Annotated in this window: 28 protein-coding genes; 8 read left to right on the top strand and 20 right to left on the bottom strand. The window is 63.0% G+C overall.

Annotated elements, in window-relative coordinates; genetic code table 11:
• Positions 1 to 74: 74 nt before the first annotated feature.
• From guaA to B5E41_RS01450, 3 genes are all read right to left on the bottom strand, one after another.
• Positions 75 to 1637, bottom strand: a complete 1563-nt coding sequence (guaA, locus tag B5E41_RS01460; RefSeq protein ID WP_088390477.1) for a glutamine-hydrolyzing GMP synthase — start codon at positions 1635 to 1637, stop codon at positions 75 to 77.
• Positions 1638 to 1737: 100 nt separating this feature from the next.
• The gene (locus B5E41_RS01455) at positions 1738 to 2376 is read right to left on the bottom strand and encodes a 5'-methylthioadenosine/S-adenosylhomocysteine nucleosidase (protein ID WP_088390475.1); all 639 of its coding nucleotides are present in this window, start codon (positions 2374 to 2376) and stop codon (positions 1738 to 1740) included.
• Positions 2373 to 2822, bottom strand: coding sequence for a PaaI family thioesterase (locus tag B5E41_RS01450; RefSeq protein ID WP_088390473.1), 450 nt, complete (start codon positions 2820 to 2822; stop codon positions 2373 to 2375). Before B5E41_RS01450 ends, B5E41_RS01455 begins: the two co-directional genes overlap by 4 nt.
• A gap of 243 nt (positions 2823 to 3065) precedes the next feature.
• Between B5E41_RS01450 and B5E41_RS01445 the strand changes: the two genes are divergently transcribed.
• Positions 3066 to 4142, top strand: a complete 1077-nt coding sequence (locus B5E41_RS01445) for a DUF2252 family protein (RefSeq protein ID WP_088390755.1) — start codon at positions 3066 to 3068, stop codon at positions 4140 to 4142.
• On the opposite strand, the gene B5E41_RS01440 is transcribed toward B5E41_RS01445, so the two are convergent.
• The 6 genes from B5E41_RS01440 to B5E41_RS01415 all read right to left on the bottom strand — a co-directional run bounded on the left by B5E41_RS01440 (position 4124) and on the right by B5E41_RS01415 (position 11191).
• Positions 4124 to 5221: a DUF1513 domain-containing protein gene (locus B5E41_RS01440; RefSeq protein WP_088390471.1), complete on the bottom strand. Its 1098-nt coding sequence runs from the start codon at positions 5219 to 5221 to the stop codon at positions 4124 to 4126. The two genes, B5E41_RS01445 and B5E41_RS01440, sit on opposite strands and share 19 nt — an antisense overlap.
• A gap of 4 nt (positions 5222 to 5225) precedes the next feature.
• Positions 5226 to 6326: an imelysin family protein gene (locus tag B5E41_RS01435; RefSeq protein WP_088390469.1), complete on the bottom strand. Its 1101-nt coding sequence runs from the start codon at positions 6324 to 6326 to the stop codon at positions 5226 to 5228.
• A complete protein-coding gene (locus B5E41_RS01430) occupies positions 6326 to 7864 on the bottom strand; it encodes a di-heme oxidoreductase family protein (protein WP_088390467.1) in 1539 nt (512 codons plus the stop codon). The genes B5E41_RS01435 and B5E41_RS01430 overlap by 1 nt, the downstream gene beginning before the upstream one ends.
• A 47-nt stretch (positions 7865 to 7911) precedes the next feature.
• Positions 7912 to 9189 carry an imelysin family protein gene (locus B5E41_RS01425; protein ID WP_088390465.1) on the bottom strand — a complete coding sequence of 426 codons (1278 nt, stop codon included), beginning with the start codon at positions 9187 to 9189 and terminating at the stop codon, positions 7912 to 7914.
• 200 nt (positions 9190 to 9389) lie between these two features.
• Complete coding sequence (locus tag B5E41_RS01420) at positions 9390 to 10679, bottom strand: RsmB/NOP family class I SAM-dependent RNA methyltransferase (RefSeq protein ID WP_088390463.1); 1290 nt, start codon at positions 10677 to 10679, stop codon at positions 9390 to 9392.
• A 149-nt stretch (positions 10680 to 10828) separates the two neighbouring features.
• Complete coding sequence (locus B5E41_RS01415; RefSeq protein ID WP_064800378.1) at positions 10829 to 11191, bottom strand: septal ring lytic transglycosylase RlpA family protein; 363 nt, start codon at positions 11189 to 11191, stop codon at positions 10829 to 10831.
• On the opposite strand from B5E41_RS01415, the gene B5E41_RS31575 reads away from it, so the two are divergent.
• Complete coding sequence (locus tag B5E41_RS31575) at positions 11133 to 11279, top strand: hypothetical protein (RefSeq protein ID WP_176439314.1); 147 nt, start codon at positions 11133 to 11135, stop codon at positions 11277 to 11279. The genes B5E41_RS01415 and B5E41_RS31575 overlap by 59 nt on opposite strands.
• A 311-nt stretch (positions 11280 to 11590) precedes the next feature.
• Here the strand turns inward: B5E41_RS31575 and B5E41_RS01410 are convergent, their stop codons facing one another.
• Genes B5E41_RS01410 through B5E41_RS01400 form a run of 3 tightly spaced genes read right to left on the bottom strand, consistent with a single transcriptional unit; the run spans position 11591 to position 14322 of the window.
• Positions 11591 to 12460, bottom strand: a complete 870-nt coding sequence (locus B5E41_RS01410; protein ID WP_088390461.1) for an SDR family oxidoreductase — start codon at positions 12458 to 12460, stop codon at positions 11591 to 11593.
• Entirely contained in the window at positions 12460 to 13617 is a 1158-nt protein-coding gene (gene queG / locus B5E41_RS01405; RefSeq protein WP_088390459.1) for a tRNA epoxyqueuosine(34) reductase QueG, read from the bottom strand. Before queG ends, B5E41_RS01410 begins: the two co-directional genes overlap by 1 nt.
• A 12-nt stretch (positions 13618 to 13629) precedes the next feature.
• Entirely contained in the window at positions 13630 to 14322 is a 693-nt protein-coding gene (locus B5E41_RS01400; protein ID WP_088390457.1) for a glutathione S-transferase family protein, read from the bottom strand.
• Between the two features lie 258 nt (positions 14323 to 14580).
• Between B5E41_RS01400 and B5E41_RS01395 the strand changes: the two genes are divergently transcribed.
• Complete coding sequence (locus tag B5E41_RS01395; protein ID WP_088390455.1) at positions 14581 to 15378, top strand: undecaprenyl-diphosphate phosphatase; 798 nt, start codon at positions 14581 to 14583, stop codon at positions 15376 to 15378.
• A gap of 235 nt (positions 15379 to 15613) precedes the next feature.
• On the opposite strand, the gene B5E41_RS31570 is transcribed toward B5E41_RS01395, so the two are convergent.
• The 8 genes from B5E41_RS31570 to dnaN form a co-directional block, all read right to left on the bottom strand.
• A complete protein-coding gene (locus B5E41_RS31570; protein ID WP_041678526.1) occupies positions 15614 to 15766 on the bottom strand; it encodes a hypothetical protein in 153 nt (50 codons plus the stop codon).
• Between the two features lie 317 nt (positions 15767 to 16083).
• Positions 16084 to 17064, bottom strand: coding sequence for a complex I NDUFA9 subunit family protein (locus B5E41_RS01385; protein WP_088390453.1), 981 nt, complete (start codon positions 17062 to 17064; stop codon positions 16084 to 16086).
• Between the two features lie 110 nt (positions 17065 to 17174).
• Positions 17175 to 17462, bottom strand: coding sequence for a DUF1330 domain-containing protein (locus B5E41_RS01380; protein ID WP_011423697.1), 288 nt, complete (start codon positions 17460 to 17462; stop codon positions 17175 to 17177).
• 25 nt (positions 17463 to 17487) lie between these two features.
• Positions 17488 to 18195 carry an orotidine-5'-phosphate decarboxylase gene (gene pyrF, locus B5E41_RS01375; protein ID WP_088390451.1) on the bottom strand — a complete coding sequence of 236 codons (708 nt, stop codon included), beginning with the start codon at positions 18193 to 18195 and terminating at the stop codon, positions 17488 to 17490.
• Positions 18196 to 18201: 6 nt separating this feature from the next.
• Complete coding sequence (locus tag B5E41_RS01370) at positions 18202 to 18783, bottom strand: histidine phosphatase family protein (protein WP_088390449.1); 582 nt, start codon at positions 18781 to 18783, stop codon at positions 18202 to 18204.
• Position 18784: 1 nt separating this feature from the next.
• The gene (pmtA, locus tag B5E41_RS01365) at positions 18785 to 19384 is read right to left on the bottom strand and encodes a phospholipid N-methyltransferase PmtA (protein ID WP_088390447.1); all 600 of its coding nucleotides are present in this window, start codon (positions 19382 to 19384) and stop codon (positions 18785 to 18787) included.
• A gap of 95 nt (positions 19385 to 19479) precedes the next feature.
• Entirely contained in the window at positions 19480 to 20385 is a 906-nt protein-coding gene (locus tag B5E41_RS01360) for a DUF72 domain-containing protein (protein WP_088390445.1), read from the bottom strand.
• Positions 20386 to 20439: 54 nt separating this feature from the next.
• Positions 20440 to 21558: a DNA polymerase III subunit beta gene (dnaN, locus tag B5E41_RS01355; protein WP_064800389.1), complete on the bottom strand. Its 1119-nt coding sequence runs from the start codon at positions 21556 to 21558 to the stop codon at positions 20440 to 20442.
• 259 nt (positions 21559 to 21817) lie between these two features.
• Between dnaN and rsmI the strand changes: the two genes are divergently transcribed.
• The 5 genes from rsmI (at position 21818) to B5E41_RS01325 (ending at position 26438) form a co-directional block, all read left to right on the top strand.
• Complete coding sequence (gene rsmI, locus B5E41_RS01345) at positions 21818 to 22735, top strand: 16S rRNA (cytidine(1402)-2'-O)-methyltransferase (protein WP_088390443.1); 918 nt, start codon at positions 21818 to 21820, stop codon at positions 22733 to 22735.
• Positions 22725 to 23093, top strand: a complete 369-nt coding sequence (locus tag B5E41_RS01340; protein ID WP_064809342.1) for a YraN family protein — start codon at positions 22725 to 22727, stop codon at positions 23091 to 23093. The genes rsmI and B5E41_RS01340 overlap by 11 nt, the downstream gene beginning before the upstream one ends.
• A gap of 119 nt (positions 23094 to 23212) precedes the next feature.
• A complete protein-coding gene (locus tag B5E41_RS01335) occupies positions 23213 to 23716 on the top strand; it encodes a cupin domain-containing protein (RefSeq protein WP_088390441.1) in 504 nt (167 codons plus the stop codon).
• 87 nt (positions 23717 to 23803) lie between these two features.
• Complete coding sequence (gene gshB, locus B5E41_RS01330) at positions 23804 to 24751, top strand: glutathione synthase (protein ID WP_088390439.1); 948 nt, start codon at positions 23804 to 23806, stop codon at positions 24749 to 24751.
• Positions 24752 to 24905: 154 nt separating this feature from the next.
• Positions 24906 to 26438 (top strand): YifB family Mg chelatase-like AAA ATPase, encoded by a 1533-nt coding sequence (locus B5E41_RS01325; RefSeq protein ID WP_088390437.1) that lies wholly within the window; start codon positions 24906 to 24908, stop codon positions 26436 to 26438.
• Positions 26439 to 26575 lie beyond the last annotated feature (137 nt).

The raw sequence follows: 26575 nt of genomic DNA, 5'->3' as shown, positions 1-26575 counted from the left end.
GATGCGGCCGACAGTCTCAGCCCCACTTCATCTCGATGCGCTGAAACAGCGGTCTCGGACGGCGGCTTCTGCCCTCATTCCCACTCGATCGTGCCGGGCGGCTTCGACGTAACATCGTAGACCACGCGGTTGATGCCCCGCACCTCGTTGATGATGCGGGTGGCGGCGCGGCCGAGGAATTCCATGTCGTAATGGTAGAAATCCGCCGTCATGCCGTCGACTGATGTGACGGCGCGCAGCGCGCAGACGAATTCATAGGTGCGCCCGTCGCCCATGACGCCGACGGTCTGGACGGGAAGCAGCACGGCGAAGGCCTGCCAGATCGCGTCGTAGAGGCCGGCCTTGCGGATTTCGTCGAGATAGATCGCATCGGCCTCGCGCAGGATCTCCAGCTTTTCGCGGGTGATGCCGCCGGGGCAGCGGATGGCAAGGCCGGGGCCTGGGAACGGGTGGCGGCCGATGAAGCTGTCTGGCAGGCCGAGTTCGCGGCCGAGCGCGCGCACCTCGTCCTTGAAGAGTTCGCGCAGCGGCTCGACGAGCTGCATGTTCATGCGCTCCGGCAGGCCGCCGACATTGTGGTGCGACTTGATCGTCACCGACGGGCCGCCGGTGAAGGAAACGCTCTCGATCACGTCGGGATAGAGCGTGCCCTGGCCGAGGAAATCGGCGCCGCCGAGTTTCTTTGCCTCTTCCTCGAAGGTTTCGATGAAGAGCCGGCCGATGATCTTGCGCTTGGTTTCCGGGTCGCTGACGCCCTCGAGCTCGCCGATGAAACGGTCCGAGGCATCGACGTGCAGCAGATGCAGATTGTAGTGCTCGCGGAACATGGCGACGACATTGGCCGCCTCGTCCTTGCGCATCAGGCCGTGGTCGACGAGGATGCAGGTCAGTTGGTCGCCGACGGCCTCGTGGATTAGGAGCGCGGCGACGGAGCTGTCGACGCCGCCCGATAGCGCGCAGATGACGCGCTTGTCGCCCACCTGCTTGCGGATCTCTTCGACCGCCTTTTGGCGATAGGCCGACATCGACCAATCGCCCTTGATGCCGGCGACATTGTGAATGAAGTTTCCGATCAGCTTGGCGCCGTCGGGCGTATGGACGACCTCGGGGTGGAATTGCACGCCGTAATATTTGCGCTTCTCGTCGGCGATGAAGGCGAAGGGGGCATTGGAAGAGGTGGCGACCACCTTGAAACCATCGGGCAGCGCCGTGACGCGGTCGCCATGGCTCATCCACACCTGATGTCGCGAGCCGGAGGACCAGAGGCCTTCGAACAGCTCGCAATCCTTGTCGACATCCAGAAAGGCGCGGCCGAATTCACGGTGATGGCCGCTTTCGACCTTGCCGCCGAGCTGCATGCACATCGTCTGCTGACCGTAGCAGATACCGAAGACCGGCAGGCCGCTGTCGAAGATGATCTGAGGCGCTCGCGGTGATCCCTCGTCCACGGTGGAAGCCGGGCTGCCGGAGAGGATCACGGCCTTCGGCTGCAGGCGCTTGAAGCCTTCTTCGGCGGATTGAAAGGGAACGATCTCGCAATAGACGCCGGCCTCGCGCACGCGCCGTGCGATGAGCTGGGTCACCTGGCTGCCGAAATCGACGATGAGAACGGAGTCGGGATGTGCTGTCTGGGTCATGGCGAGGCTTTAAAGAAAAGCGCTTCGCCTGGCAATCCGGGAAATCGGCAGCATCGGGTTTTTATTGTTCCGATTGTCCCCGCGCGCGCGGCGCCGAGCCCTAAAACCAGAAAACTCCGTCCTCCAGCGCCGTGAACAGGCTGTCGACGCCGTAGGAGAGCTTGCGGTCGACGATGTGCAGATATTCTGTCCAGCCGGAGATATGCTGCAGTTCGACCGCACCGTCGGAAATGCCGCGCAGGCCGATCAGCGGCAGCTTGTAGCCCTGGCAGGCGCGCAGCACCGCATAGGTCTCCATATCGACCATGTCGGCGTCGATATCGCTATAGGCGGCACCCGAGATGACGTTGCCGCCGGTGGAAAGGCTTGCCTCGGGAATGCCGGGGATGCGCAGCGGCAGCTCGAGCGCCGCAGGCAGGTCGAGAAAAGGCGTCAGGCCCTTTTCGAAACCGAGCGGCGAGGCGTCCATGTCGCGATAGGAAACCGAGCTCACCTGATAGACTTCGGTCTGCTCCAGTTTCGCCGAACCGGCCGAGCCGAGCGAAACTACGAGATCCGGCAGGTCGTCGGCCGCATCCAGCCGTGCCAAGGTCTTGGTCAGCGCGACCGCCGCCTCGACCGGGCCGACGCCGGTCATCAAGGGTTCGATGCGCGAACGCAGGAAGGAGCCGTATTCGGCCTCCGCCGCCATGACGAAAAGCATGGATTTTCCTGCGACCGACTTCAGCTCGAACTTCATCCCGTAATTCCTTCTCTGCCGCGGATGACCATCATCGTTCCTGTCATGGAGGCGATCAGTTTCGCCGGCCCGTCGCTGATCGCGTAGCCTCGCCCGTCGGCGACGATGATGGTGGAGCCGGGTTTCGTGATTTCCCCGCGAAACAGGAAACGCTCGCCACGCCCCGGCGACATGAGGTTGACTTTGAACTCGATCGTCAGGATCGAGGCTTCGGGGTCGATGAGGCTGTAGGCCGCAAAGCCGCAGGCCGAATCCAGCGCCGCCGAAATGATGCCCGCATGCAGGATGCCGTGCTGCTGTGTCAGTTTGACGTCGAAGGGAAGCTCGATCTCGACGACGCCGTGTTCGACGCGCGTCAGCTCTGCGCCGATCGTCTGCATCGCCGCCTGGCGCGCAAAATTGCGGCGGATTCGCGCGCGGAAATCGCCCTTGTCAGTCTCGCTCATGGCTACCCCTCTCGAAGCCGGGAAAGTGGCATGACGGGCCGGATTCGACAAGCTGGACGTTGCCGAAATCCCGCCGTGACGCTGCCGGAAACCGCAGACCGTGTCGCCGGGGCAACCTTTCGCCGTGCCGTCGTTGCACAAACCTGCTTCGCCAGCGCCGCCCGCCTCGTGCAATGGCGATTGCAGCTTCGCGCGCAGCGCGTATTCTCGCGTCCAAACTCGAAAGGATGGAGCATCGGCGGCATGACGACGATATCGCAATCGGTCCGGAATTTCGAGGACTGGCTGGGCGGCGAACTCGGCGACGATCTCGTCAAGAAGGACCTCCGGGAGAAGCACAGGAAGATGCGCGACAACGCGTTCGCCTTCCTGCGCGCCACCTATTGGCGCTGGTGCGAAACAATCCTCGACATCTGCCAGGACCTCGCCGGCGCGCCTGAAGTGCTGGCGATCGGCGATACGCATCTGGAAAATTTCGGCACCTGGCGCGATGTCGAGGGTCGGCTCGTCTGGGGCGTCAATGATTTCGACGACGCGGCGGTCATGCCTTATGCGCTCGACCTCGTTCGTCTGGCGGCAAGCGCCATCCTGGCGCGCGGCGACAAAGGCCCGTCCGTTCGCATGATCGGCGAACTGATCCTCGCCGGCTATCGCAGGAGGCTTGAAAATCCGCTGTCCGTCATCCTCGATCGCGACTACAAATGGCTGCGCAAGGCATTGGTGCTGCCGAATGCCGAACGCCGGGAATTCTGGGAGAAATACGAGACGCTGCCGGTGGGGAAAAAGCCGGCGCCTGAGGCCTATATCGAGGCGCTCACCGGCGCCTTGCCGCCCGGATCCGGCCCTTTCACGGCCAAGCCGCGCAGCGCCGGCACCGGCAGCCTCGGCCGACCGCGGTTCGTCGCCTATGCCGAATGGCGGGGCGGGCCCGTGTTGCGGGAGGCGAAGGCGCTGCTGCCGTCGGCATGGTCGCTTCGCCACCGACCGAAGGACGTAGCGATCCATGCGGGCAAGATCGCCGGCGGCCGGGCGCGCTCTGCCGATCCCCACTATAACGTCTCCAGGCGTATCCTCGTGCGCCGGCTCTCGCCGAACAGCCGCAAGATCGAGATCGACAAGCACCCGGAAATCCTGCTGGCGCCGACGATGCTCGAACTGATGGGCTTCGAAATCGCCAACTGCCATTCCGATGATCCGGCGGCGGCGGTGGCGATCCTGGACGATCTGCGGGTGCGCGGGAGCGAATGGCTGCATGAAGCGGCAAGGGCTGCGGCGTCGGCGATCAGTGCCGAGCAGAAGGCCTATGCGCGCGTCGGCTGAGAGATCCGAACGATGTGCTGATCCCAGGCAACGTCGCTGCGGGTCGACAGGAAGTCGCCATCATAGGAGGAGACGGCAAAGCCCTCTTTTGCCGGCGCGATGCCCGCTGCATCCGCAATTGCCGTCTCGGCCAGCACCCTGCCCGTCCTCCCGTCGATCGTCACCGAGGCGCCGCCTTTCGGGGAGGTGATGCCGACGAGGCCTTCGCTGCGATTGACGGCGATCGCCCCGACATAATTGGCAAGCCTGCGCGTCGTCTCCTCCGGCAGGTCGATGAAGGAAAGATCCTCGCCCTTGGCGAAATGGCCGACGAGCGCCGGCAGGTCCTTGCGGTGGCCCTCGTACTGGCAGGCGAACCAGATGCGGCCCTCGCCGTCGAGGTCGACGTGGCGGGTCGACAGCTGTGACCATTCGGCCGGCAGCACATGTTTTTCGATCAACGCTCCCGTCGCCGCATCGATCAGGACAAGCGACGGCTGCATCGCCCCGAGATTGAGCTTGGTGCGGCCGAAGTCCGGATGCGTCTCGATGCCACCATTGGCAACGATGAGCAGGCGTCCGTCATCGGAAACGGTCATGTCGTGCGGGCCGATGCCGTAGGTCTCGAATTCGCCGATGCGGGTGAAACGGTCGGTCGCGTCGTAAATGCCGATCATGCCGCGATTGCCGTCGAAATCGTTCTCGCTGGCGTAGAGAATGCGGCCATCGGGCGAGAAGACACCGTGGCCGTAGAAATGACGGTCTTCCCGGGAGTTGATGACGATCGGCTCGCCCCTATTCCGCGGATCGAAGATCATCGCATAGGTGCCGGGCCGGCGCGCAAAGGCGACGGTCTTGCCGGTGGCGGCGCTGAAGGCCATGCCGTGAGCTCGGGCGGGAAGCGTCACCTGATCGATGATCTCGCCGCGCTCCGTCACCGTCGCGATGGCAAAGGAGCCGTCGGCGGCGCGAATGCCCGAGGCATAGACGGCGTCCGAGCGCTCCAACGCCATCAGCGACCTTGGCGTCAAGGCCGCAAGGAAGGCGATCCCTGCCGCCTTGACGAAGCTGCGTCGATCGATCGTGGTGCTTCGTATCATCGCTTCAGTCTCCGTCCGAAAAGGAAAAGCCGGCCGAAAGGCCGATGGCCGAGCCATATTCGTCGCTTATTCTGGTAATCAGCTGGCGGCTGTCGGCAAGCAGCGCATCGAGCTTGGCCTTCTCGGCACCGCTCACGGCGACGTCGATTTCGGGATTGAGCTTCGGCACGCTGTCGAGCAGCGATTTGAAATCCGCGTCGATCGAGGCGGCAACCGACCGCTTGTCAGCCGGCAGAAGCTCGGCCATGCCGGCCTTCTGCCAGAGCGTGCGCAGGCCTTCCAGATTGGCAGCCATCGATTTCCAGGTGTTTTTCGAACGCCAATAGATGGCCATGCGCGGGCGGGGCGCGGCGTCCTTGCCCTTGTAGAACTGCTCCAGCCGCTGATCGCGGACATTCTCCGCACCGTGGACGAGAATGCCGAGCAGTGCGGTCACGGCTTCCTTGTTGTCCATGAAATCATTGCTCTGCGGGCCCGGATGTTTCCAGCTCGCCTGCACGCCATCGGGCTTTTCCCAGGCGGCAACGACTTCGCCGGCCTCACGCTGGATATTGCCGGCGACCGCTGCGCCGTAAAGGCAGCGGAATCCGCCCTTCTGCTTGACGAGGTCCTCCGAGCCGTTGCCGTAGAGCACATATTCCAGCGCTGTCAGGCCCTGCAGCGCCACACTCTTACCGGCGATGGCATCGACGGTCGCGTCCTTCGGATCGGCCTTGGCGATCAGCGCCTGCACCTGCTTCAAGCCGACACCCTTGCGGTCGGGATAGAACAGGATGTGCTCGAAGAGATTGTCCTGGATGACGGGCCCGGTCTGGACGATCTCGATGATCGACCAGTAGCGGATCGTGTCGTCGAAGGCCGATTTCGCCTTGTCGAGCGTTTGCTGCGTACCGCCGTCGCAGAGATCCTTCATCGCCGTCGTCAGCCGCGCGGCCGATTGCTGCATGTTGCGATAGCCGGGACGGATCACCTCGTCGACGGCGCGCTGCATGACGGCGGGAACGGCATCCTCGTTCAGCTCTGCCGGAGGAGCGGCGGTCTCAGCGGCCGCCGATGTGGCGAGGCTGATCAGAGTGAGGCAGAGCAGGGGGTGCCAAAGGCGCATCAAAGTGACTCCAGGAATGTAATCAGTGCCTCCCTGTCGTCTTTGGACAGGGAGGAGAAAGCGTTGCGGGCTTTTTCAGCTTCGCCGCCATGCCAGAGAATCGCCTCGGTGAGGTCCCGCGCACGGCCGTCATGCAGGAAAAAGCTGTGTCCGCTGACCGTCCGGGTCAGTCCTATACCCCATAGCGGCGGCGTGCGCCATTCACGTCCGCTTGCAAGCCCGACCTGTTGCCCGTCGGCCAGACCCTCGCCCATGTCGTGCAGGAGAAAGTCGGAATAGGGCCAGATCAGCTGGAAGGATTGCGCCTTGTTCACCGTATCCCGGCGGGTGACGAATTTCGGTACATGGCAGGAAATGCAGCCGGTTTCGTAGAAAATCCGCTTGCCCCGCAGCGTCTCGGAAAAGCTCGCTTTGCGCCGCGCCGGAACGGCCAGGTTTTCCGAATAGAAGGTCACGAGATCGAGAATGGGCCCCGGCGCTTCTTCTGCGCCCAGCCGTTTCTGCACCCCAGTCGGCATTGCCTGACATTTCTTTTCCGCCTCGGTGCAGTCGCCATGCGCTTTCGGGTGGTCGGGCGTCGAAATACCGATATCATTGGCGAAGGCGTCCGCATTCTGGTCGCGCACCGTAGCATTCTGCGCCTTCCAACCGAACCGGCCGAGCGAAATCTTGCCGCTGCGGTGGTCGCGCACGATCGCCGCCTTGCCTGATATGCCATCGCCATCGGCATCGTCGGGATCGGCATGGGCAAGGATATCGGCCTCGGGGATCGCCTCGATCAGCCCGAGGCCGATCATCGCAGGGGCAACACGCGCCGAAATGGTCGTCGCCGGATCGAGCGGCCCATAGGCGAGGTTCGTCGCCCTGTAGTGCGGCCGGCGCAGCGACACGGTCTCGCCACCGCCGAGGGTCACCGTCTCTTCGTCATAGGTGATCGCCATGCGGCCTTCGGCGGCAAGCCCGGGCACGGCAAGATCCTGCAGCTGGTGGCCATAGACCGGATCGGGAAAATTGAGGATATCCGCACCCGCGATCGCCTTTTCTTCCTCGGGTGTTCTGGCCGCGCGGGAAAGCCGCAGGAACATCGAGACGGCGCTCGGACCGCCTTCCGGCGGCTTACCGCGGCCGTCATTGACATGACAACTCATGCAGGAGCGGGCGTTGAACAGCGGCCCGAGGCCATCGGAGGCTTGCGTCGAGGAGGGCGCGGAGACCCAGAGCTTGCGGAACAGCGCATTGCCGAGCTTGAAATTCTGCTCTTTCTCGAAGGGGATATTGGCCGAAATATGCGAAAAGCTGTCTTCGGTGACCGGATCGATCGAGGTCGTAGCCCCCGCCTGCATCGCTTCATATTGTTCGGCCTTGGAAAAATCCGCGGTCGGCCGGGTGACGTCGGCAACGCGTTCGAGATCGGTCTCGGTAAGGTCGGTGCGTTTCGTCAGCAGATCGAAGCCGGCGGCGATGGTTGCCGAGAATCCGGCAAGCATGGCGCAGAGCGTTGCGCTGGCAATCAATCGGCGGGCCGAGGCATGCGACATTTCAGAGTCTGGGCCGCTCCGGCTGTCGAAGCGGCCCGCCTTTTTGCTTATTTGAAGACGGCGTTAGGATTATCCAAGCTGTCGGAACCTTCAAGCTGAACGGCGCCGAGATCGAGTGCGGCAATAACGCGCTGGATCGATTTCGTTTGGTCGATCAGCCCGTCGATGGCGGCCTGCACGACGGCGTTGCCTTCCTTGTTGCCCTCGGCGATCATCTGGTCGTACTTCTCGACCGTCTCGCCGCGCTTGGCCATGGCGTTCATCGCATCGAGCGTCTTGTTGAGCTTGCCGTCCATCTCGGCATCGAGCGCCTTATCCTTGGCGGCGACGAGGTCGTGCAGCGACGGGCCGCTGAGCTTGGTGCCGTCGACGCGGGTGTAGTTGCCGGTGTAGGCGGCGGCGATACCGATGGCGTCGTTGAGATGCGAATTGTAGGTATTGTCGGAGAAGCAATCATGCTCTTCTTCCGGATCGTGCAGCAGCAGGCCGAGCTTCATGCGCTCGCCGGCAAGCTCGCCATAGGAGAGTGAACCCATGCCGGTCAGGATCGCGACGAGGCCGGCCTTCGGATCGGCTTCGACGTTCTTCGTTGCAGCCCCGTCCGGCTTCCAGTTGTCGGCCATTTCCATGAGGTCGGAAACGAGCAGGGTGGAGGCGGACTTCAGATATTCGGCGCGGCGGTCGCAATTGCCGTGCGTGCAGTTCTTGAGGTCGTAATCGGTGGCCGGGCGGTTGCCGGCGCCGGGACCGGTGCCGTTCAGATCCTGGCCCCAGAGCAGGAATTCGATGGCGTGGTAACCGGTCGCGACATTGGCTTCGATGCCACCGGCCTCGGCGAGCGTGCCGGAGAGGAATTCGGGCGTCAGCTTGGAGGCGTCGACATCCTTGCCGTCGATCTTGATCGTCTTGTTGGCGATGACGTTCGCGACATAAAGCGAGTTTTCGTCGCTCTCGGTGCCGTAGGCAGGATCGACATAATCGATCAGGCCTTCATCGAGCGGCCAGGCGTTGACCTTGCCTTCCCAGTCGTCGACGATCGGATTGCCGAAACGATAGACTTCGGTCTGCTGGTAGGGGACGCGCGCCTTGATCCAGGCATCCCGGGCGGCCTTGAGCGTCTCGTCGGTCGGCGTCTTCAGGAAAGCGTCGATGGCGGTATCGAGCGCCTTGGCAGTCGTCAGTGAGTCCTCGTATTTGGCGTGCGCCACCTCGGCATAATGTTTCACCACGGCGCTAGCATCGGTCGCGGCCTGCGCGGGAAGGGCGAGCAGGGCTGCGGGGGCAATCGCCAGCACGGCTGCGCGGAATTTGCTGTTGAGCTTCATAATCCTCTCCTGTGACGGATCTTCCGTCGGGCTCCGTCTCTTCGCGCAAAAGTAAACTGGTGTCAAACGCTCTAGTTTGGAATGATTTTAAGAAGGGCGCGGGCCAGCACACGCTGGTTTTTTCAGGCCCATTTGGCTGAAAATCACCACCTTCATGCCGCCGAAACGGCAAGCTCCAGTCAGCGGCTGTCGCGGGGGCGTCAGCCCTTGCGCTGCATGCGGCAGAAGAAGAAGCCGTCCGTGTCGGTGGAGGCGGGCGTCAGCGTCACCGTCAGACCGTCGGAAGAGTGCGGACGCGGCGCCTGTTTTCCGAACAGGCCGTCCCAGACGGGCAGGGCGCTGACGATCTCAAAACCAGGGTTCCCGGCCGTAAAGCGGCGCACCTGTTCCTCATTTTCCTGAGGCAGCACCGAGCAGGTGACATAGATCAGTTCGCCGCCCGGTTTGACGAATCCGCTCGCCTGCGCCAGCGCGTCCTGCTGCTGGGCGGTGCGTTCATCGAGGTTCTTCGCCGTCAGCCGCCATTTCGTATCGGGGCGGCGGCGCCATGTGCCGGTGCCGGTGCAGGGCGCGTCGACCAGCACCTTGTCACAACGCCCGGCAAGGCCGGAGAGTCCCCTGGCGTCGTCATGCACCTGGACATTGCGCGTGCCCGCCCGCTTCAGCCGCTCGATGATCGGCGCCAGCCGTTTGCGGTCGGCGTCATAGGCGTGAACCTGGCCCTTGTTCTGCATGGCGGCCGCCATGGCGAGCGTCTTGCCGCCGCCGCCGGCGCAATAATCGAGGATCTGTTCGCCCTCGCGCGCCAGCACCAGATCGGCGACGATTTGCGAACCCTCGTCCTGAACTTCGAACCAGCCCTTTTGGAACGAAAGCTCGGCTGTCACGTTTGGCAGGCGCGAGGCGCCTTCTCCGGCGGCAATCCGGATGCCGTAGCGGGCGATCTTCGCCGCATGCGCGCCGGCTCTTTCGAGCGCCTTGACCGTCTTGTCGCGCGAAGCCTTCAGGATGTTGGCGCGCAGATCGAGCGTCGGGCGGGCAGCAAGCGCCTGTGCTTCGGCGAGCCAGCCCGTACCGAAAGCCTGTTCGAAGGAGGATTGGACCCATTCGGGAATATCGCCGCGGATATGCGGTGGCGCATCGTCGAGCGAGCGGCTCGCAAAGGCGGTTGCGGCCTCGGGTGAAAGTGGCGCCGGCGCAAACTTGTCGTCGGCGAGTTCGGCGGCAAGACCGTCTGGGGTAAAGCCCCATTGACGGAACATGACGGCGTGGGCAATGGCCGCAGCGCTGTCGTCATCCATCAGCCAAGCATGGGAAAGCCGCATGCGCAAAGCGTCGTAGACGATGTTGCCGATCGCCGCACGATCGCCGGAACCGGCGAAGCGGTGCGCGAGGCCCCAGTCCTTCAGCGCGTCGGCGACAGGCCGCTTGCGGGCATCGATGTCCGCGAGCACAGAAATCGCCCCTTCGAGGCGGCCGCCCAGACGCATTCACAAGTCTCCTGTTGCCATGCCTGCGAAGGATCCGGTCAGCCGCGACAGTCGCGGGGTGGATTGTTCACAAGTCTCAACCGCGTGGTAACCGCGATTGGCGGCAAGAGCAAGCGCCGCTGACGGCGCAGGCGGTGCAAGCTCCGGGCTTAGCTGATCACCTGGTAGCAGACCTTCGCCGTGCCGGAGCTCACCATGCCGATATTCTGTGCGGCGGCGCGCGACAGATCCAGCACACGGCCGCGGATGAACGGACCGCGATCATTGATGCGGACGACGACGGTGCGGCCATTGTTGCGGTTGGTGACCTTCACCTTGGTGCCGAATGCGAGCGAACGATGCGCGGCAGTCAAGACGGCGGGGTTCATACGTTCTCCGGAAGCAGTTTTGGAGTGAAGAGCGTACCATGAAGCACCGCCGCAGCCATTTGCAGCAAAACCTTCCGCCGGAAGCATGGAAGAGAAGGCTGCAATAGTTGCGGCAGCGATAATAGAACGGCTGATTTTCTTCAAAACGAAGTATCCCTCAACTATTGAACGCGCGCCCTTACAGGCGGCGGGGCTTAAATCCGTCGAAAAATGGCAAAAAAGTGCCGCGTGAGATCACGGAATGTTACAGTGCGTAATATTTGTGATGCTATTGATAAAATTTCGGAATTTGCCTCGTGCGGCCGCACGTAGAAAAAACCCAATGGAATCAGCCAAAATTCAAATGAATTTTCCGACGAAGTTTCAGGTGGCGCGGTTCTCACGGAAATCACGAAATTTTTTTTTCTGCCTTCGCCATATTTGCTGCCACATTTGAGCAAATTCAAAGGCTGTTAACCATAAGATGCGGCGAGAATTGTTCGTAGAGTTGCGGAAAGTAGGAATTTCCTACTCATTTTGAGTGATGACTCTGACCGCCCGGATCTAACCGCGCCAGCGTCCGTCCTGCCACAATTGTGCAAGCGACATCGGGTAGTTCGGGAAGGAGAATCCGAAACCGGCCGCCTTCAGTCTCGCATTGGAAACCCGCTTGTTCTCGCCGTAGAAGGAGCGCGCCATCGGGGTCAGTTCGGCAGTTTCGAAAGCCTGTTCCGGCGGCGGTTCGACGCCCATCAGCCGTGCCGCCTCGACGATCACGTCCTGCGGCGGCCCGGGCCGGTCGTCGGTGACATTATAGATGCCGCCGAGGCCGCGCTCCGACAGGAAGCGCGCCGCCGCGCCGATGTCCTCGACGCGGATGCGGTTGAAGACCTGGTCCTTCTTGATCAGCCGCCGCGCCGTGCCCTTTTCGAGATTGCAGAAGGCGTTGCGCCCCGGCCCGTAGATGCCGGAAAGACGCAGCACCGCCGCGGGAACGCCACGCTTGCGGCCCATTGCTAGCCAGCCTTCTTCCGCCTCGAGCCGCTCCTTCGAGCGTCCGGAGACAGGCACGCAAGGTGTTTCCTCGTTGATCCATGCGCCCTGGTGATCGCCATAGACGCCGACGGTGGAGAGATAGCCGATCCATTCGAGCCGGGGCAGGAAACGGGCGCTGTCTTCGCCCAACAGCCGCAGCAGCGGGTCGGCCTTTCCCGGGGCGATCGATTGCACGAGGTGGGTGACGCTCTCAAGAGCGCGGCTCAGCTCGTCTCCCATTGTCTCGCCATCGAAGAGGAAGGCTTCGATCCCGTTGGCTCGCAGCGCCTCGAGCTTCTCGGCCGAACGCGTGGTGCCGGAAACGCGCACGCCCTGGCTGGCGAAGGCCTTCGCAATCGCCGTGCCGGAATAACCGCAGCCAAAGATCATCACATGCATCAGCCCACTCCCGCCAGCCGCCATTCGTGCAGCACATCGTCGTCGCTCTCATCAGTCCTTTGTGCGGCAAAGGCCGAGAATTCGCCAGCCTCCATCAGCCGGGAAAGCGCCCAGACCGCCATGCCGCGCACCGCCGGGGCGGCATCGCCGGCGAGTTCGCGACATTGCGCAATGAGCGCCGTCTCGCCGGAATTTCCGGCGGCGATCAGCACATTACGGATGAAGCGGTCGCGGCCGATCCGCTTGACCGGCGAGCCGCTGAAAAAGGCGCGGAAGGCGGCGTCGTCGAGCGTCAGCAGAAAGGTGAGCGACGGCTCCTGCAGATCTTCGCGGGCCTTGAGCTTCATTTCGGAAGCGGAGACCGCGAACTTGTTCCAGGGGCAGGCGGCAAGACAGTCGTCACAGCCATAGATGCGATTGCCGATCAGCGGCCTGAGATCGGGGTCTATCGGCCCCTTGTGCTCGATGGTGAGATAGGAGATGCAGCGTCGCGCATCGATCTGATAGGGCGCGGGGAAGGCAGCCGTCGGGCAGACATCGAGACAGGCGCGGCAGGAGCCACAATGATCGGTCTCCGGCGCGTCGACGGCAAGATCGGCAGTGGTGAACATGCTGCCAAGAAACAGCCAGGAGCCGTGCGTGCGGCTGACGAGATTGGTATGTTTGCCCTGCCAGCCGAGGCCCGCCGCCGCCGCTAAGGGCTTTTCCATGACGGGCGCAGTATCGACGAAGACCTTCACATCGGCACCGGCCCGCGCCGCAAAACGCGTGGCGATCTCCTTCAGCCGGCCCTTGATGATGTCGTGATAATCGCGGTTGCGGGCATAAACGGAGATGGCCGCCTTGTCCGGCTTGTCGAGGATGCCGCGCGGATCTTCTTCCGGGGCGTAGTTGAGGCCGAAGACAACGACGGATCGCACCTCGCTCCAGAGTGTCAGGGGATCGCCGCGCCGCTCGCGCGTCTCCGCCATCCACTCCATTGTCCCGTGGCGCCCGGCATCGATGAACTGGCCGAGGCGCTGCTTCGCTTCAGGAATCGCATCCGGGCGGGTGATGCGGCAGAGATCGAAGCCCTTGGCGGCAGATTCCGTCCTGACGAACTCGGTCAAATTGTCGCGGCGCCGCCGCTCTTTGTCATCTCTATAAGCTTCGGGCATGAAGAGCCCTCGTCAGAAATCCAGATCGGCATAGTGTGAAACGGGGGTCAGGCCGCGCACGCGCTCCGTCAGCATCGGCCGGAAAGAGGGGCGCGATTTCAGCCGCTGATACCACTCCTTGACGACGGGGGCTTCGGCCCACTCGATCTCGCCGAGATAATCGAGGATTGAGACCGAGGCGGCGGCGGCGAGATCGGCATAGCTCATCCGGTCGCCCGCCAGCCATTGGCGCGAGCCGGCAAGCCAGGTGAGATAACGCATATGCTGGCGGATATTCGCGCGGGCCGTGCGCAAAATCTTCGAATCCGGCGCTCCGCCACCCTGATCTGATGTCATCTGCAACTTGTAGACACGCTCACGGGCGAGCGGCTTCGTCACGTCGTTTTCCATCTTCTGCATGAACCATTCGGTCAGCCTGCGGATTTCCGCCCGCTGGAATGGGTCCTCGGCGAGCAGTCGCCGGTCGCGCTTCAAGACCCCGTGCGTCTCGTCGAGATATTCGGAAATGACGCTCGCGCCACAGAGCGCACGCATGCTGTCGTCGACATAGACCGGCAGCGTACCGGCCGGATTGAGCGCCAGGAAATCCCGGCGCTTCTCCCATGTCTGCTCTTCGATCAGATCCGCCTGATAGCCGTATTCCGCCAGGATCAGCCGGACGAAGCGAGATGCGGAGGACATGGGATGATGATAAAGCGTGGGCATCGATACTCGGGCTTTATGATTGCTGTTACAGGACTGTGTGGCAGCTCGTTTATAGCGCCTTAGTCATGACTCATTGGTTGAAGCTATAGGAGTTTGGCCCGGCCAATACAAGCGAATCGGCTTTCACGCCATCTGACAAGGGACAAAACACACATCGTGCCTACGAGGATAACGGCTGCCTGATCGGTTCAGACGCAGCTCAGAGAATTTCCAGCAGGAAAGGCTCGATCCGAACGATCTTTAAACCGGAGACAATTTATGGACTATATCAATGCCGCCATTCTCGGTGTCATCGAGGGGATCACCGAGTTTCTGCCGATCTCGAGCACCGGCCATCTCATCATTGCAGAGCAATGGCTCGGCCATCGGTCGGACATGTTCAATATCGTCATTCAGGCGGGTGCCATCCTTGCCGTCACCATCATCTATTGGCGCCGCCTGCTGGATCTGGTGCTCGGCTGGCGCGAGCCTGAGAATCGGGACTATGCCGCCAAGCTGATCGTCGCATTTCTCATCACCGCTATCCTCGGCCTCGTCGTCAAGAAGCTCGGCTTCGAACTTCCCGAGACCGCGACGCCGATCGCCTGGGCGCTCATCATCGGCGGCATCTGGATGATCTTTGCCGAATGGGCCGCCGCGCGCCGGCCGCCGCATAAGCAGATCACCTGGCTTGTTGCCATCCTGGTCGGCATCGCCCAGATCGTTGCCGGCGTCTTTCCGGGTACGTCACGTTCCGGCGCCACGATTTTCGTCGCCCTGCTGGCCGGCACCGGCAATCGCGCCGCGGCGACCGAATTCGCCTTTCTCGTCGGCATCCCCACAATGTATGCCGCAAGCGGCTATGAACTGCTGAAGACCTTCAAGGACGGCGGCGCGGCAGGTGAAGACTGGACGGCGCTCGCCATCGCCTTCGTGGTCTCCACGATCGTCGCTTTCATCGCCGTCAAATGGCTGCTCGCCTATATCAGAAGCAACCGCTTCACGCTGTTTGCCGTCTACCGCATCATTCTCGGCGTCTTGCTGCTCGGCATGGCCGCAACGGGTATGATCGCCTGAGGCACCTGCAAATGCATTCGCGCAACTCCCGGCGCGAATGCATTGCCCGTCGGAATCGGGCGCACGAATACCCGCTCGGCCGCCAAGCGTCGAGTTTTCACATCTGTCTTGAGAGGAAGGACGCTCGTCGCCGCTTCGAAGCTGGCAATACCGAGCCTTCATTGCGGAAACGCTTTGTTCGGCGTTCCCGACTGCTTGTCTTCGTAGACGCCGGCGCAAGGTGCCGGCCTTTTCGTCAATGGCTGATCGAAGCCGTCGAGCAAGGATCGACGCCGTAGGCCGGCGAGCAGTCGCCCTTGACCGCCGCGACCGAACCGGGCGCAACGAAAGAGCCTGCCATGATAATCAGCGCCGCACACGCAAAAAGGAGCGCGATTGACTTGCCCATCGAGTAATGCCTTTCACAGTGATTGTCGCACGCCTTCGCAGACATTGAGTCCGTTGGAAGACGCGGGGTTTGGTAGTCAGTGGAATGACAAATAGCAATAAACGTTCCTGCTAAATTTGGTGTTAATTCCACAAAATTTCCGCTGCGCCTTTTATGCAACGCTGCTCGCTATAGCCGGCAGGAAAACAGGCTGAGCTTGCGCCGGCATGGCGGCGTCGCACACCGTTCAGGACGCCGCAACGGTAAAGGTGCTGCGGCAAAGCAAAACGCCGCCCGCAGGACCGGCGGACGGCGTTATCGTTCCTCGGGAAAGATGGTCAGGCGGCCTTGCCGGAGCCGGTATACTGGCCGTGCGGACGGTACTGCACGAGGTAGGAGCCGAGCACCGATGCCGGCATGGTCGGCGTAATGCCGAGGCCCTTCAATGTGCGGCCTTCCGCCTCGGCTTCTGGGGATACGACGTTGTCGCGCTTGAGCAGGCGCACCTGGTCCGGCGTGATCGGCGGTGTCACGAAGGGGATCAGCGAGGCTATGCTGCCGATCAGCGAAGCCAGACCGAAGGGCAGGGACACCAGCGGGTTCTTGCGGCTCGTCACCTTCAGCATCATCTCGAGACATTCGCGGAAGCTCAGCACCTCGGGTCCGCCGAGTTCATAGATCTTGCCGCCGGCAACCTTGCCGTCGACGGCGCGGGCGACCGCCTCGGCGACGTCCTCGACATAAACAGGCTGGAATTTCGTCTTGCCGCCGCCGACCAGCGGCAGGACAGGCGACATGCGGGCCATGTCGGCAAACTTGTTGAAGAAGCTGTCCTCCGGTCCGAAGACGATCGACGGACGGAAGATCACCGCATCAGGCTTGATGGAGAGGATGGCCGCTTCCGCGCGGCCTTTGGTGCGGCCATAAGCCGAATCGGAATCGGCATTGGCGCCGATGGCCGAAATATGGGTGAGGGTCGCGCCGGCATTGCGCGCCGCTTCGGCAACTGCGCGTGCGCCGAATTCCTGCACCGCATCGAAGGTGTTCCGGCCGGTCTCATGCAAAATACCGACGCAGTTGACGACGTGGCTGGCGCCCTCGGCGGCACGGTCGATCGAGTTGCGATAGCGCAGGTTCGCCTGCACGAAAGAAATTTGGCCGACATTGCCGAGCGGCTGCAGGAAGCCGGCGAGATCGGGCCGGCGTACGGCGACCCGGATGCGATAGCCGCGCTTAGCGAGCGCCCGCACCACATGTCTGCCCACGAAGCCGGAGCCTCCGAACACGGTGACGAGCGGTGGCAGGTTGGCAAGGGTCATGGCAGGCTCCTCGAAAGGCTGTGCGGGATGCTGTATCGGCACCGTCTTAGCCCAATCCCGGCGCGACGGGAAGGCCCATTGCGCCGTGAGTTTTGCGGGTGCGAAGGCGCTCAGACGCCTTCGACGACGACCATTTCCGCATCGGCCACTTCCTGGCGGATTTTGGCGGCGATCTGGTATTCCGGCGAATTATAGCAGTCGACCGCATGCTGCATCGACGGGAATTCGATCACGACATTGCGGGTGCGCGCCTTGCCCTCGAGCTCGGTGATGGCGCCGCCGCGCGCCAGGAAATTCGCGCCGTATTTTTCGAAGGCCGGTTTGGCCGCCGCCACATAATCCTTGTAGCGCTCGGCGTCACGAACGTCGACGCGGGCGATCCAATATGCCTTGGCCATGATCTTCTCCCTTGTGCTCTTGAATTCAGCGGTTTGCCGGCCAGAGCGCGCCCACCATTTCGTTGAGGACGGCTTGGGCCGCCTCTTTCGGATCGGGCGCCTTGACGATCGGCCGGCCGACGACGAGATGGGTTGATCCCGCCTTCAGCGCGTCGAAAGGCGTCATCACCCGCTTCTGGTCGCCCTTGTCGCTGCCGGTCGGGCGAATGCCGGGCGTGACGATCGCCATGTCGGGACCGACGATCTCCCGCACTTCGGCCGCCTCCGCCGCCGAGCAGACGACGCCGCCCATGCCGGCGGCGCGGGCCTGCCCGGCGCGGCTGAGCACCAGGCTGTGCGGGTCTTGGCTATAGCCGGCCTCGGCAAGGTCCTCGGCATCCATCGAGGTCAGCACGGTGACGCCGAGCAGACAGAGGCCGGAGCCGGCCGCCGCCTCCACTGCCGCTCTCATCGCCTTCGGATAGGCATGCAGCGTCAGCATCGACATGCCCATCTTGGCGATATTCTCGACGCCTGACGCGACTGTGTTGTCGATGTCGAGCAGCTTCATGTCGAGAAAGATCTTCTTGCCGCCGGCGGCAAGGTCGCGGGCGAATTCGAGACCGCCGGCAAAGACCAGCTGATAGCCGATCTTATAAAAGAGAATGTCGTCGCCGAGCGTGGAAACCAGTCTTTCCGCCTCGCCGATCGTTGGTACATCCAGGCCGACGATCAACCGCTCGCGTGCGTCCATGTGAAGTCACCCCCGCCAGTCTTCGATGGGCGTCCAGTCGCATGTTAGGCCGAGATCCGCAAGGCCGAAAGCATAGAGATTGCCGCCGCCGGCCGGTTGGTCGCGGTCGCGGGCGATCGGCCGGCCCGCCAGATGGCATTTGAGCAGCGTGCCGACGCCGCCATGGCCGACGAAGGCGATCGGTGCGGCCGGATCATGCATGGCGAGAACGGCCTTTACCGCAGCGACGATGCGGGCCTGCGCGTCGACGGCGCGCTCCCAGCCCCGGAAGCTTTGTTCCGGATGGGCAAAGAACCAGTTGGCCGCCTCTTCGAATTGCGGCGGCGGCAGGAAACCGGTGGCCGAACGGTCGTTCTCGTGCATGCCGTGGACGATCTCGACGCTGATGCCGGAGGCTGCCGCCAGGATTTCGGCCGTTTCGATCGCCTTCGTCTCCTCGCTGGAGACGATGCGGGTCAGCCGTCTGGCCCAGTCGCTCTCGGCAGCTTTGCGCGCTCGCGCCGCGCCGACATCGGAAAGCCCCCATTTCGGCACGGGAACATTCGCATCGATTCTGACTTGCGGATGGGTGACATAGAGCCCGAACATCTCAGCCGCGCCGGTAGATCCAGAGCTGCGCCGGCGGGATGTTGCGCATCACAAAATCGAAGTGCTGTATGTGATAACGATCGGGATTGGCGGCAATCGGCGAAATCGCGCCGTAGGAAATCTGCACCACCGGTCGGCCGACAGGCAGGCGGTCGAGCAGGCTTTCGAGCAGCGAGACGCGCATCGCCATTGGAAAATTCAACAGCGGAATGCAGGAGATGACGCAATCGAATGTCCGGTCGCTGTAGTCGCCGAGCGTGGTCTTGAGATCGAAGGCATCGCCGTTGATGAAGTGCACGCCGGGATAGGTTCGCAGCAGATGCTGGTGGAAATCCGTCGAATATTCGATTGCCACGAGATTTTCCGGTTTCACGCCCCGGCCGAGGATGGCCTTGGTGATGGCCCCCGTGCCCGGGCCGAGTTCCAGCACCGGCAGCCCCGAATGCATATCGATGACGCTGGCCATGCGCTTGGCGGTAATCGAAGAGGTCGGCACGATCGAGCCCACCGTCTTCGGCCCCTGCATCATGCCCCGGAAGAAGCGGATTTCCTCATCAAATCTCTTCCCGAGGTGTTCCTTCACCTTGACCCGTAAGCGCATTCTCCACCCATCCGCACGTTGATCGACTGTCTTAATATGCTGCTTGTCGCTCCCGGGACAAGGATTTTCGCAAAGAGGACATCGGCATCAACAGCTCATGCGGCCTTTCGCTGGGAATGAGGCATGAGGTCGGCAAGTCTTTCGCTCAAATGGCCGGCGTCGACAGGGGCGCGAAGTTTCTTATCGGTGTTGTCGAAATAAAGATAGACGTCGCGACCCTTGGCTCCCGCCGGCAGTGGCGCAACTATCCGCGTCGCATTCTCTGGTTCTCCGCCCTGTGCCCAGGCCCGGATGCGCTCGGCCCATAGATCGAGTGCTTGGTCTTCATAGCCGCTGACATAGAGCTGTTCGGATCCATGCAGGCGGCAATAGATGAAGTCGGCAGTGATATCCATCAGCAGCGGCCATTTCACTGTATCGGCGCAGACCAGCGCCGCCTTGTGCCGCCGGAGCATCTCGATGAACTCGGCTGAGCGGAAGCTGTCGTTGCGGATTTCGAACGCATGGCGGATCGGCTGGTGTCCGTCGCTTTTGAGCCAGGGCTGTTTGAGCCGCTCGTCATGCCGCTTGGCAAGCGTGATCGCCGCATCATGATCATGCGGCAGAAACGACAGGAAATTTTCGAAACGATCCGGATCGAAGACCATGTTGGCTGGGAATTGCCAGAGGATCGGCCCGAGCTTGGGGCCGAGCCTGAGCAGGCCCGAGGCGAAGAAATTGGCAAGCGGCGCCTCGATCTCCTTCAGTCGCCGCACATGGGTGAGGAAGCGCGGGCCCTTGACCGCAAAGACGAAATCATCAGGCGTTTCGTCCCGCCAGCGGCCGAAACTTTCGGGCTTCTGCAATCCGTAGAAGGTGCCGTTGATCTCGATCGAACGGAAGTGACGGGCGGCGTAGGAAAGCTCCTGCTTCTGCGGTAGGCCTTCCGGATAGAATTTCCCGCGCCAGGGCGCATAGGTCCAGCCGGAAATGCCGATGCGCACCGCTCCCGTCTTTTTCATCCTGGAACCTCCTGTTTGACAGGAGGAAAACCGGAAGCGGCCGCCTTCGTTCCGTCAGACGCGCATCGGCATCAAGACGTAGAGCGCGTCGTCACCGGCGGTGTCTCGGATCAGCGTCGGCGAGCCGGCATCCGCCAGCAGGAAGATCGCTTCCTCGCCGGAAAGCTGCGCGGTGATGTCGAGCAGATATTTGGCGTTGAAGCCGATTTCCATCGCATCCGTGTCGTAGCCGACGGCGACTTCTTCCGTAGCGCTGCCGGAATCCGGATTGTTGACGGTCAGCATCAGCTGCCCTTCGGAAAGCGCCAGCTTCACGGCGCGTCCGCGCTCGGAGGAGATCGTCGAGACGCGGTCGACGGCCTGGGCGAAGGTCGTGCAATCGACGCGCATTTCCTTGTCGTTGCCGGTGGGGATGACGCGCTGGTAATCGGGGAAGGTGCCGTCGATCAGTTTCGAAGTCATGACGATCGAGCCGATCGTCATGCGGATCTTGGCGTCTGAAACTTCGACGGTGACGATCGCTTCCGGATTGTCGACCAGCTTCTGCAGTTCCCCGACCGTCTTGCGTGGAATGATGATGCCGGGCATGCCCTCGGAGCCCGACGGCGCGTCGACATCGGCGCGGGCCAGCCGGTGGCCGTCGGTCGCGACCGCCCTGAGCTTCAGCTCACCATTGCTCTCGATCGTGTGGAAGAAGATGCCGTTCAGATAATAACGCGTCTCTTCCGTCGAGATCGCGAACTGGGTGCGGTCGATCAGCATCTTCAGATCGGTCGCCTTCAGCTTGAAGGAATGCGTGAAGGTGCCGGCGGTCAGATCCGGGAAATCGGATTCCGGCAGGCACTGCAGCGAGAATTTCGAGCGGCCGGACTGGACGGTCATCGAGCCGCCGTCGGTGCTGGTCGCCAGCAGCACTTCGGCGCCATCGGAAAGCTTGCGCACGATATCGTAGAGAAGGTGGGCGGGAACGGTGGTGGCGCCAGGCTGCTCGACGCTTGCCGGCGTCGCCTCGGTGATTTCGAGGTCGAGGTCGGTTGCCTTCATGTCGAGGTTCTGGCCATCGGCCTTGAGCAGTACGTTGGACAGGATCGGGATCGTGTTGCGACGTTCGACCACACGGTGGACGTGGTTCAGCGATTTCAGAAGGTTTGACCGCTCAATAGTAATACGCATGGGATGCTACCGCTTTCGACCGTGACTGCCCGGGCGCATCGAAGGCCCGAAGAATGCTTTCCCGATTTAGGTCGGGGGAGTGGACGGGCAAAATGGCAGACTTCAGCATTGGATGGCAAGAGGCATGGACGGCTGAGCCCCCGCATTTCAGGTTTTCCGGAGCAATCCTCACAGAAATCCCAACCCTTGCCGAAGCGGCGCCGCTCGCCCATAAAGGCCCGATGAGGGGCGAAGGACCGTCGGGACGAAGGCAAATGGCATGAACGAGCAAACCACAGCGGAGAACGCCGGCCGGCGAAGCTTCCGCCTGCACAACATGGCGGTGCCGGCGCGGCCGCTGGAACCGGCGCTCTATCTGGTCGCGACCCCCATCGGCAATCTCGGCGACATCACGCTGCGCGCACTGGAGACGCTGGCCGGCGCCGACGTGCTCGCCTGCGAGGATACGCGTGTCACCCGCGTTCTGCTCGACCGCTACGGCATCCAGAACCGTCCCTTCGCCTACCACGAGCACAATGCCGACGAAGCCGGTCCGCGGCTCATCCAGGCGCTGGAAGCCGGCCGCTCGGTGGCGCTGGTGTCCGATGCCGGCACGCCGCTCGTCTCCGATCCCGGCTACCGATTGGCCCGGCAGGCAATTGCCGCCGGTTACCGCGTCATTCCCATTCCGGGCGCCTCGGCGCCACTCGCCGCCCTGGTCGGTTCCGGCCTGCCGAACGACGCCTTCCTCTTTGCCGGCTTTCTGCCGGCCAAGGACAAGGCCCGCCGCGATCGTCTCGGCGAACTGGCTGCAGCCCCGGCGACGCTGATCTTTTTTGAATCGCCCCATCGCATCGGTGCGACGCTTCTTGCCGCCGCCGATGTGCTCGGCCCGGCTCGGACGGCTTGCGTCTGCCGCGAATTGACCAAGACCTATGAAGAATTCCGCCGCGGCACGCTGGCCGAACTTGCCGCCCACTACCAGCAGGTGGAAAATGTCAGGGGCGAGATCGTCCTCGTCGTCGGTCCGCCGCAGCCGGCCGAAACGTCCGAGGCCGATGTCGACGCCGTGCTTGCGGACCTGTCGATGTCGATGCCGACGGCAAAGGCAGCGACCGAGGCCGCCCGTCTCACCGGCCTGCCGCGCAAGGCGCTCTACCAGCGCCTGCTGGAGATGAAGAGCGGCAATGGGCGATAAAGACCTCACCGCCACCAAGCGGAAAGCGCTGCGCCGCGGCCGCATGTCGGAATATATCGCCGCCGCCTTCCTGATGCTGAAGGGCTACCGCATCCTGGCGCTGCGCCACCGCACCAGGCTCGGCGAGATCGATATCGTCGCCCGCAAGGGCGATCTCGCCGTCTTCGTCGAGGTCAAGGCCCGCCATGGCGAGGCTGCGGCCATCGACGCCGTCTCCATCGGCGCTCAGAAGCGGATCCGGGCGGCAAGCGATCTCTGGCTTGCCCGTCAGGCGGATCAAGCTCGCCTTTCCCAGCGCTACGACATCGTCGCGGTCATGCCCGGTCGGCTGCCGCGGCACTTTCCCGACGCCTTCTGAGGACTTGCGGCGCTGTCGAGTTGCCGGATTGTTAAAATTTTAGTCCCGCGTTGAACGAGCTCCTTACCTCTCTCTGCTACCCACCACCGCGGTAGGGATTAAGAATCGGGGGTTGTTGCATGGCCTGGAAGATGATGCTTGCAAGTGCGGTCGGCATGGCTGCGCGCTCGGTGCCTTATATCGCTCTGAAGCCGGCCGGGAAATCCTTCGTCGCGCATGCGAGCGGCCACCTGCCGCTGAAATCGACGCCGATCAATCCCGACTGGATCATCAGCGGCAATCCTGAAGCCCGCACCGCCGAACATTCGCGCGGCCATGACGAGGCGTCGCTGACGGCGATCTGGGACTGCACGGCGGGCGAATTCCGCTGGTATTTCGGCTGGGACGAGACCGTGATGATCCTCGAAGGCGAGGTCCACATCACCGCCGAGGATGGCACGGAACGGACCCTGTGCACCGGCGACGTCGCCTTTTTCGCAGGTGGAACCTGGGCGAGCTGGCAGGTCGACACTTACGTCCGCAAGGTCGCCTTCCTGCGCAAGCCTTTCCCGAAGCCTTTGGCGATCGTCTACCGTCTGCGCAACATGCTGCGCAACGGCGGCAGCCAGGGCATCGCCGCCTGAAAATTGCGACCGCCGCAAGCCTTCGATGACCGTTGCGTTTGATGCCGGGCCGACCTACATCTGTCCGGCATTCAGCGAGGGACGGAAATGGCCAAGATCACCAATGTAGCGGTCCAGATGGATCATGTCGCCGGCATCAATATCGCAGGTGACTCCACCTTCGCCATGAGCCTGGAAGCGCAATCGCGCGGCTACAGGCTCTTCCATTACACCCCCGAGCGCCTGAGCTTCCGCGATGGCAAGCTCTTTGCCAGCGTCGAGCCGATGGTGCTGCGCGACGTCAAGGGTGATCACTTCGAGCTTGGCGCGCCCGAGCGCGTCGATCTCTCGACCATGGATGTGGTGCTGCTGCGCCAGGATCCGCCCTTCGACATGGCCTATATCACCTCGACGCATCTGCTCGAGCGCATCCACCCGAAGACGCTCGTCGTCAACGATCCGGCCTGGGTGCGCAATTCGCCGGAGAAGATCTTCGTCACCGAATTCTCCGACCTGATGCCGAAGACGCTGATCACCAAGGATCCCGCCGAAATCCGCCGCTTCCGCGACGAGATGGGCGACATCATCCTGAAGCCGCTCTACGGCAATGGCGGCGCCGGCGTCTTCCATTCCACCCGCGACGACCGCAATCTCTCTTCGCTCTTGGAAATGTTCGGCCAGCTTTTCCGCGAGCCCTTCATCGCCCAGCAATATCTGCCCGACGTGCGCAAGGGCGACAAGCGCATCATCCTCGTCGACGGCGAATTTGCCGGCGCCATCAATCGCGTGCCGGCCGAGCATGACAGCCGCTCCAACATGCATGTCGGCGGCCGTGCTGAGGCGACCGAATTGACGGCGCGCGAAAAGGAAATCTGCGAGCGCATCGGCCCGGCGCTCAGGGAACGTGGCTTCCTGCTCGTCGGCATCGACGTGATCGGCGATTACATGACCGAGATCAACGTCACTTCGCCCACAGGCATCCGCGAGGTCCGGAAGTTCGGTGGCGCCGATATCGCGGCCCTGCTCTGGGGCGCGATCGAGCGCAAGCGTGGCTGAGGCTGCGATCGGGTACAACCGCGCTCGCTGCTGATTATCTGCCTGCGTTCTTTTATTGTTCTTGTTTTAGTCCTGCGTCGGTGCCAGATTGCAACCGCTGGCTTTCAACGGCCACGGGGCGGTCTCTAAGAGTTTGCGGGACAAGGGTGGGCATATGGTCGCGCGTGTCAGTACGGTAGCATTCCAGGGCATCGAAGGCGTGCCGGTCGAGGTTCAGGTCATGATCGCGCCTGGTAAGGTCGGCATGCAGATCGTCGGCCTGCCCGACAAGGCGGTGGCCGAAAGCCGCGAGCGCGTGCAGGCCGCCCTTCATGCTTCCGGCCTGGCGCTGCCGGGCAAACGGGTGACCGTCAACCTGGCGCCGGCCGATCTGCCGAAGGAAGGCTCGCATTTCGATCTGCCGATCGCGCTGGCCCTGATGGCTGCCCTCGGCGCCATTCCTGCCGATGCGCTCTCGGATTATGTCGTCGTCGGCGAACTCAATCTCGACGGCACGATCGCCGCAATCGCAGGCGCGCTACCGGCCGCCATCGGCGCCAATGCGCTCGGCAAGGGGCTGATCTGCCCGGCCGAAAGCGGAGCCGAAGCCGCCTGGGCCGGCGCCGAGGTCGATGTTCTCGCACCGCGCAGCCTGATCGCCCTTGCCAATCATTTCCGCGGCACGCAGGTGCTCTCCAGGCCGGAACCGTCGATCCGCGCCAATGCCGCCAACCTGCCGGATCTTGCCGAGATCAAGGGCCAGGAAAGCGCCAAGCGCGCCCTCGAAGTGGCGGCAGCCGGCGGTCACAACCTCTTGATGGTCGGGCCTCCCGGTTCCGGCAAGTCGATGTTGGCGGCAAGGCTGCCCTCGATCTTGCCGCCGCTTTCGCCCGCCGAACTGCTTGAAGTGTCGATGGTTCACTCGATCGCCGGCCAGCTCACCGGCGGCAAGCTTTCCGATCGCCGGCCCTTCCGCACTCCGCATCATTCCGCCACCATGGCCGCGCTTGTCGGCGGCGGTATACGCGCCCGGCCGGGCGAAGCCTCGCTTGCCCATCACGGCGTGCTGTTCCTCGACGAGTTTCCCGAATTCACGCCGCAGGCGCTCGATGCGCTGCGCCAGCCGCTCGAAGGCGGTGAATGCGTCATTGCCCGCGCCAATCACCGCGTCTCCTATCCGGCGAAATTCCAGCTGATCGCGGCGATGAACCCCTGCCGCTGCGGCATGGCCGGTGAGCCCGGCCACACCTGCGCCCGCGGCCCGCGCTGCATGAGCGATTACCAGGCCCGCATCTCCGGGCCGCTGATGGACCGCATCGATATCCGCATCGACGTGCCCGCCGTCTCAGCCGCCGACCTCATCCGGCCGATGGCGGCCGAGGCCAGCGCCGACGTCGCCCGCCGCGTCGCCCGCGCCCGCGAACTCCAGCAAGAGCGCTTCGAAGCCGCCGGCGCCAAGGGCATCGGCACCAATGCCCGCTGCTCCACCGCGATGATCGAAAAACTCGCCGAACCCGACGCCGCCGGCCTGCAGCTCCTGCGCGACGCCGCCGATAAAATGAAATTCTCCGCCCGCGGCTACCACCGCGTCCTCAAGGTCGCCCGCACCCTCGCCGACCTCGACGACAAACCGACAGTCGGCCGTTTGCATCTCGCCGAAGCGATTTCCTACAGGATTGCCGGGGAGAGGTTGACGGCGGCAGCATAGCGAGATGAGGACCGCGGGCGCGCTGACGTCCTGCTCTTCTCGTTGGTCAGGTGGGCACGGCGGCGCTCGGCGATAAAGCCTATGACAGCAATGCCCTGCTCGCGCGACATCGGGAACAAGTCATGCTTTCAATCAAC

It is taken from the genome of Rhizobium esperanzae (assembly GCF_002204185.1).
Taxonomy (GTDB): Bacteria; Pseudomonadota; Alphaproteobacteria; order Rhizobiales; family Rhizobiaceae; genus Rhizobium; species Rhizobium esperanzae.
Note: the sequence above shows the minus strand (reverse complement) of the source record. Positions and strands in the feature narration are given on the sequence as shown.

Coding starts and splice junctions, on each gene's coding strand:
- guaA (WP_088390477.1), bottom strand. CDS start 1,637: ATGACCCAGACAGCACATCCCGACTCCGTTCTCATCGTCGATTTCGGC.
- B5E41_RS01455 (WP_088390475.1), bottom strand. CDS start 2,376: ATGAAGTTCGAGCTGAAGTCGGTCGCAGGAAAATCCATGCTTTTCGTC.
- B5E41_RS01450 (WP_088390473.1), bottom strand. CDS start 2,822: ATGAGCGAGACTGACAAGGGCGATTTCCGCGCGCGAATCCGCCGCAAT.
- B5E41_RS01445 (WP_088390755.1), top strand. CDS start 3,066: ATGACGACGATATCGCAATCGGTCCGGAATTTCGAGGACTGGCTGGGC.
- B5E41_RS01440 (WP_088390471.1), bottom strand. CDS start 5,221: ATGATACGAAGCACCACGATCGATCGACGCAGCTTCGTCAAGGCGGCA.
- B5E41_RS01435 (WP_088390469.1), bottom strand. CDS start 6,326: ATGCGCCTTTGGCACCCCCTGCTCTGCCTCACTCTGATCAGCCTCGCC.
- B5E41_RS01430 (WP_088390467.1), bottom strand. CDS start 7,864: ATGTCGCATGCCTCGGCCCGCCGATTGATTGCCAGCGCAACGCTCTGC.
- B5E41_RS01425 (WP_088390465.1), bottom strand. CDS start 9,189: ATGAAGCTCAACAGCAAATTCCGCGCAGCCGTGCTGGCGATTGCCCCC.
- B5E41_RS01420 (WP_088390463.1), bottom strand. CDS start 10,679: ATGCGTCTGGGCGGCCGCCTCGAAGGGGCGATTTCTGTGCTCGCGGAC.
- B5E41_RS31575 (WP_176439314.1), top strand. CDS start 11,133: ATGGAAGAGAAGGCTGCAATAGTTGCGGCAGCGATAATAGAACGGCTG.
- B5E41_RS01410 (WP_088390461.1), bottom strand. CDS start 12,460: ATGCATGTGATGATCTTTGGCTGCGGTTATTCCGGCACGGCGATTGCG.
- queG (WP_088390459.1), bottom strand. CDS start 13,617: ATGCCCGAAGCTTATAGAGATGACAAAGAGCGGCGGCGCCGCGACAAT.
- B5E41_RS01400 (WP_088390457.1), bottom strand. CDS start 14,322: ATGCCCACGCTTTATCATCATCCCATGTCCTCCGCATCTCGCTTCGTC.
- B5E41_RS01395 (WP_088390455.1), top strand. CDS start 14,581: ATGGACTATATCAATGCCGCCATTCTCGGTGTCATCGAGGGGATCACC.
- B5E41_RS31570 (WP_041678526.1), bottom strand. CDS start 15,766: ATGGGCAAGTCAATCGCGCTCCTTTTTGCGTGTGCGGCGCTGATTATC.
- B5E41_RS01385 (WP_088390453.1), bottom strand. CDS start 17,064: ATGACCCTTGCCAACCTGCCACCGCTCGTCACCGTGTTCGGAGGCTCC.
- B5E41_RS01380 (WP_011423697.1), bottom strand. CDS start 17,462: ATGGCCAAGGCATATTGGATCGCCCGCGTCGACGTTCGTGACGCCGAG.
- pyrF (WP_088390451.1), bottom strand. CDS start 18,195: ATGGACGCACGCGAGCGGTTGATCGTCGGCCTGGATGTACCAACGATC.
- B5E41_RS01370 (WP_088390449.1), bottom strand. CDS start 18,783: ATGTTCGGGCTCTATGTCACCCATCCGCAAGTCAGAATCGATGCGAAT.
- pmtA (WP_088390447.1), bottom strand. CDS start 19,384: ATGCGCTTACGGGTCAAGGTGAAGGAACACCTCGGGAAGAGATTTGAT.
- B5E41_RS01360 (WP_088390445.1), bottom strand. CDS start 20,385: ATGAAAAAGACGGGAGCGGTGCGCATCGGCATTTCCGGCTGGACCTAT.
- dnaN (WP_064800389.1), bottom strand. CDS start 21,558: ATGCGTATTACTATTGAGCGGTCAAACCTTCTGAAATCGCTGAACCAC.
- rsmI (WP_088390443.1), top strand. CDS start 21,818: ATGAACGAGCAAACCACAGCGGAGAACGCCGGCCGGCGAAGCTTCCGC.
- B5E41_RS01340 (WP_064809342.1), top strand. CDS start 22,725: ATGGGCGATAAAGACCTCACCGCCACCAAGCGGAAAGCGCTGCGCCGC.
- B5E41_RS01335 (WP_088390441.1), top strand. CDS start 23,213: ATGGCCTGGAAGATGATGCTTGCAAGTGCGGTCGGCATGGCTGCGCGC.
- gshB (WP_088390439.1), top strand. CDS start 23,804: ATGGCCAAGATCACCAATGTAGCGGTCCAGATGGATCATGTCGCCGGC.
- B5E41_RS01325 (WP_088390437.1), top strand. CDS start 24,906: ATGGTCGCGCGTGTCAGTACGGTAGCATTCCAGGGCATCGAAGGCGTG.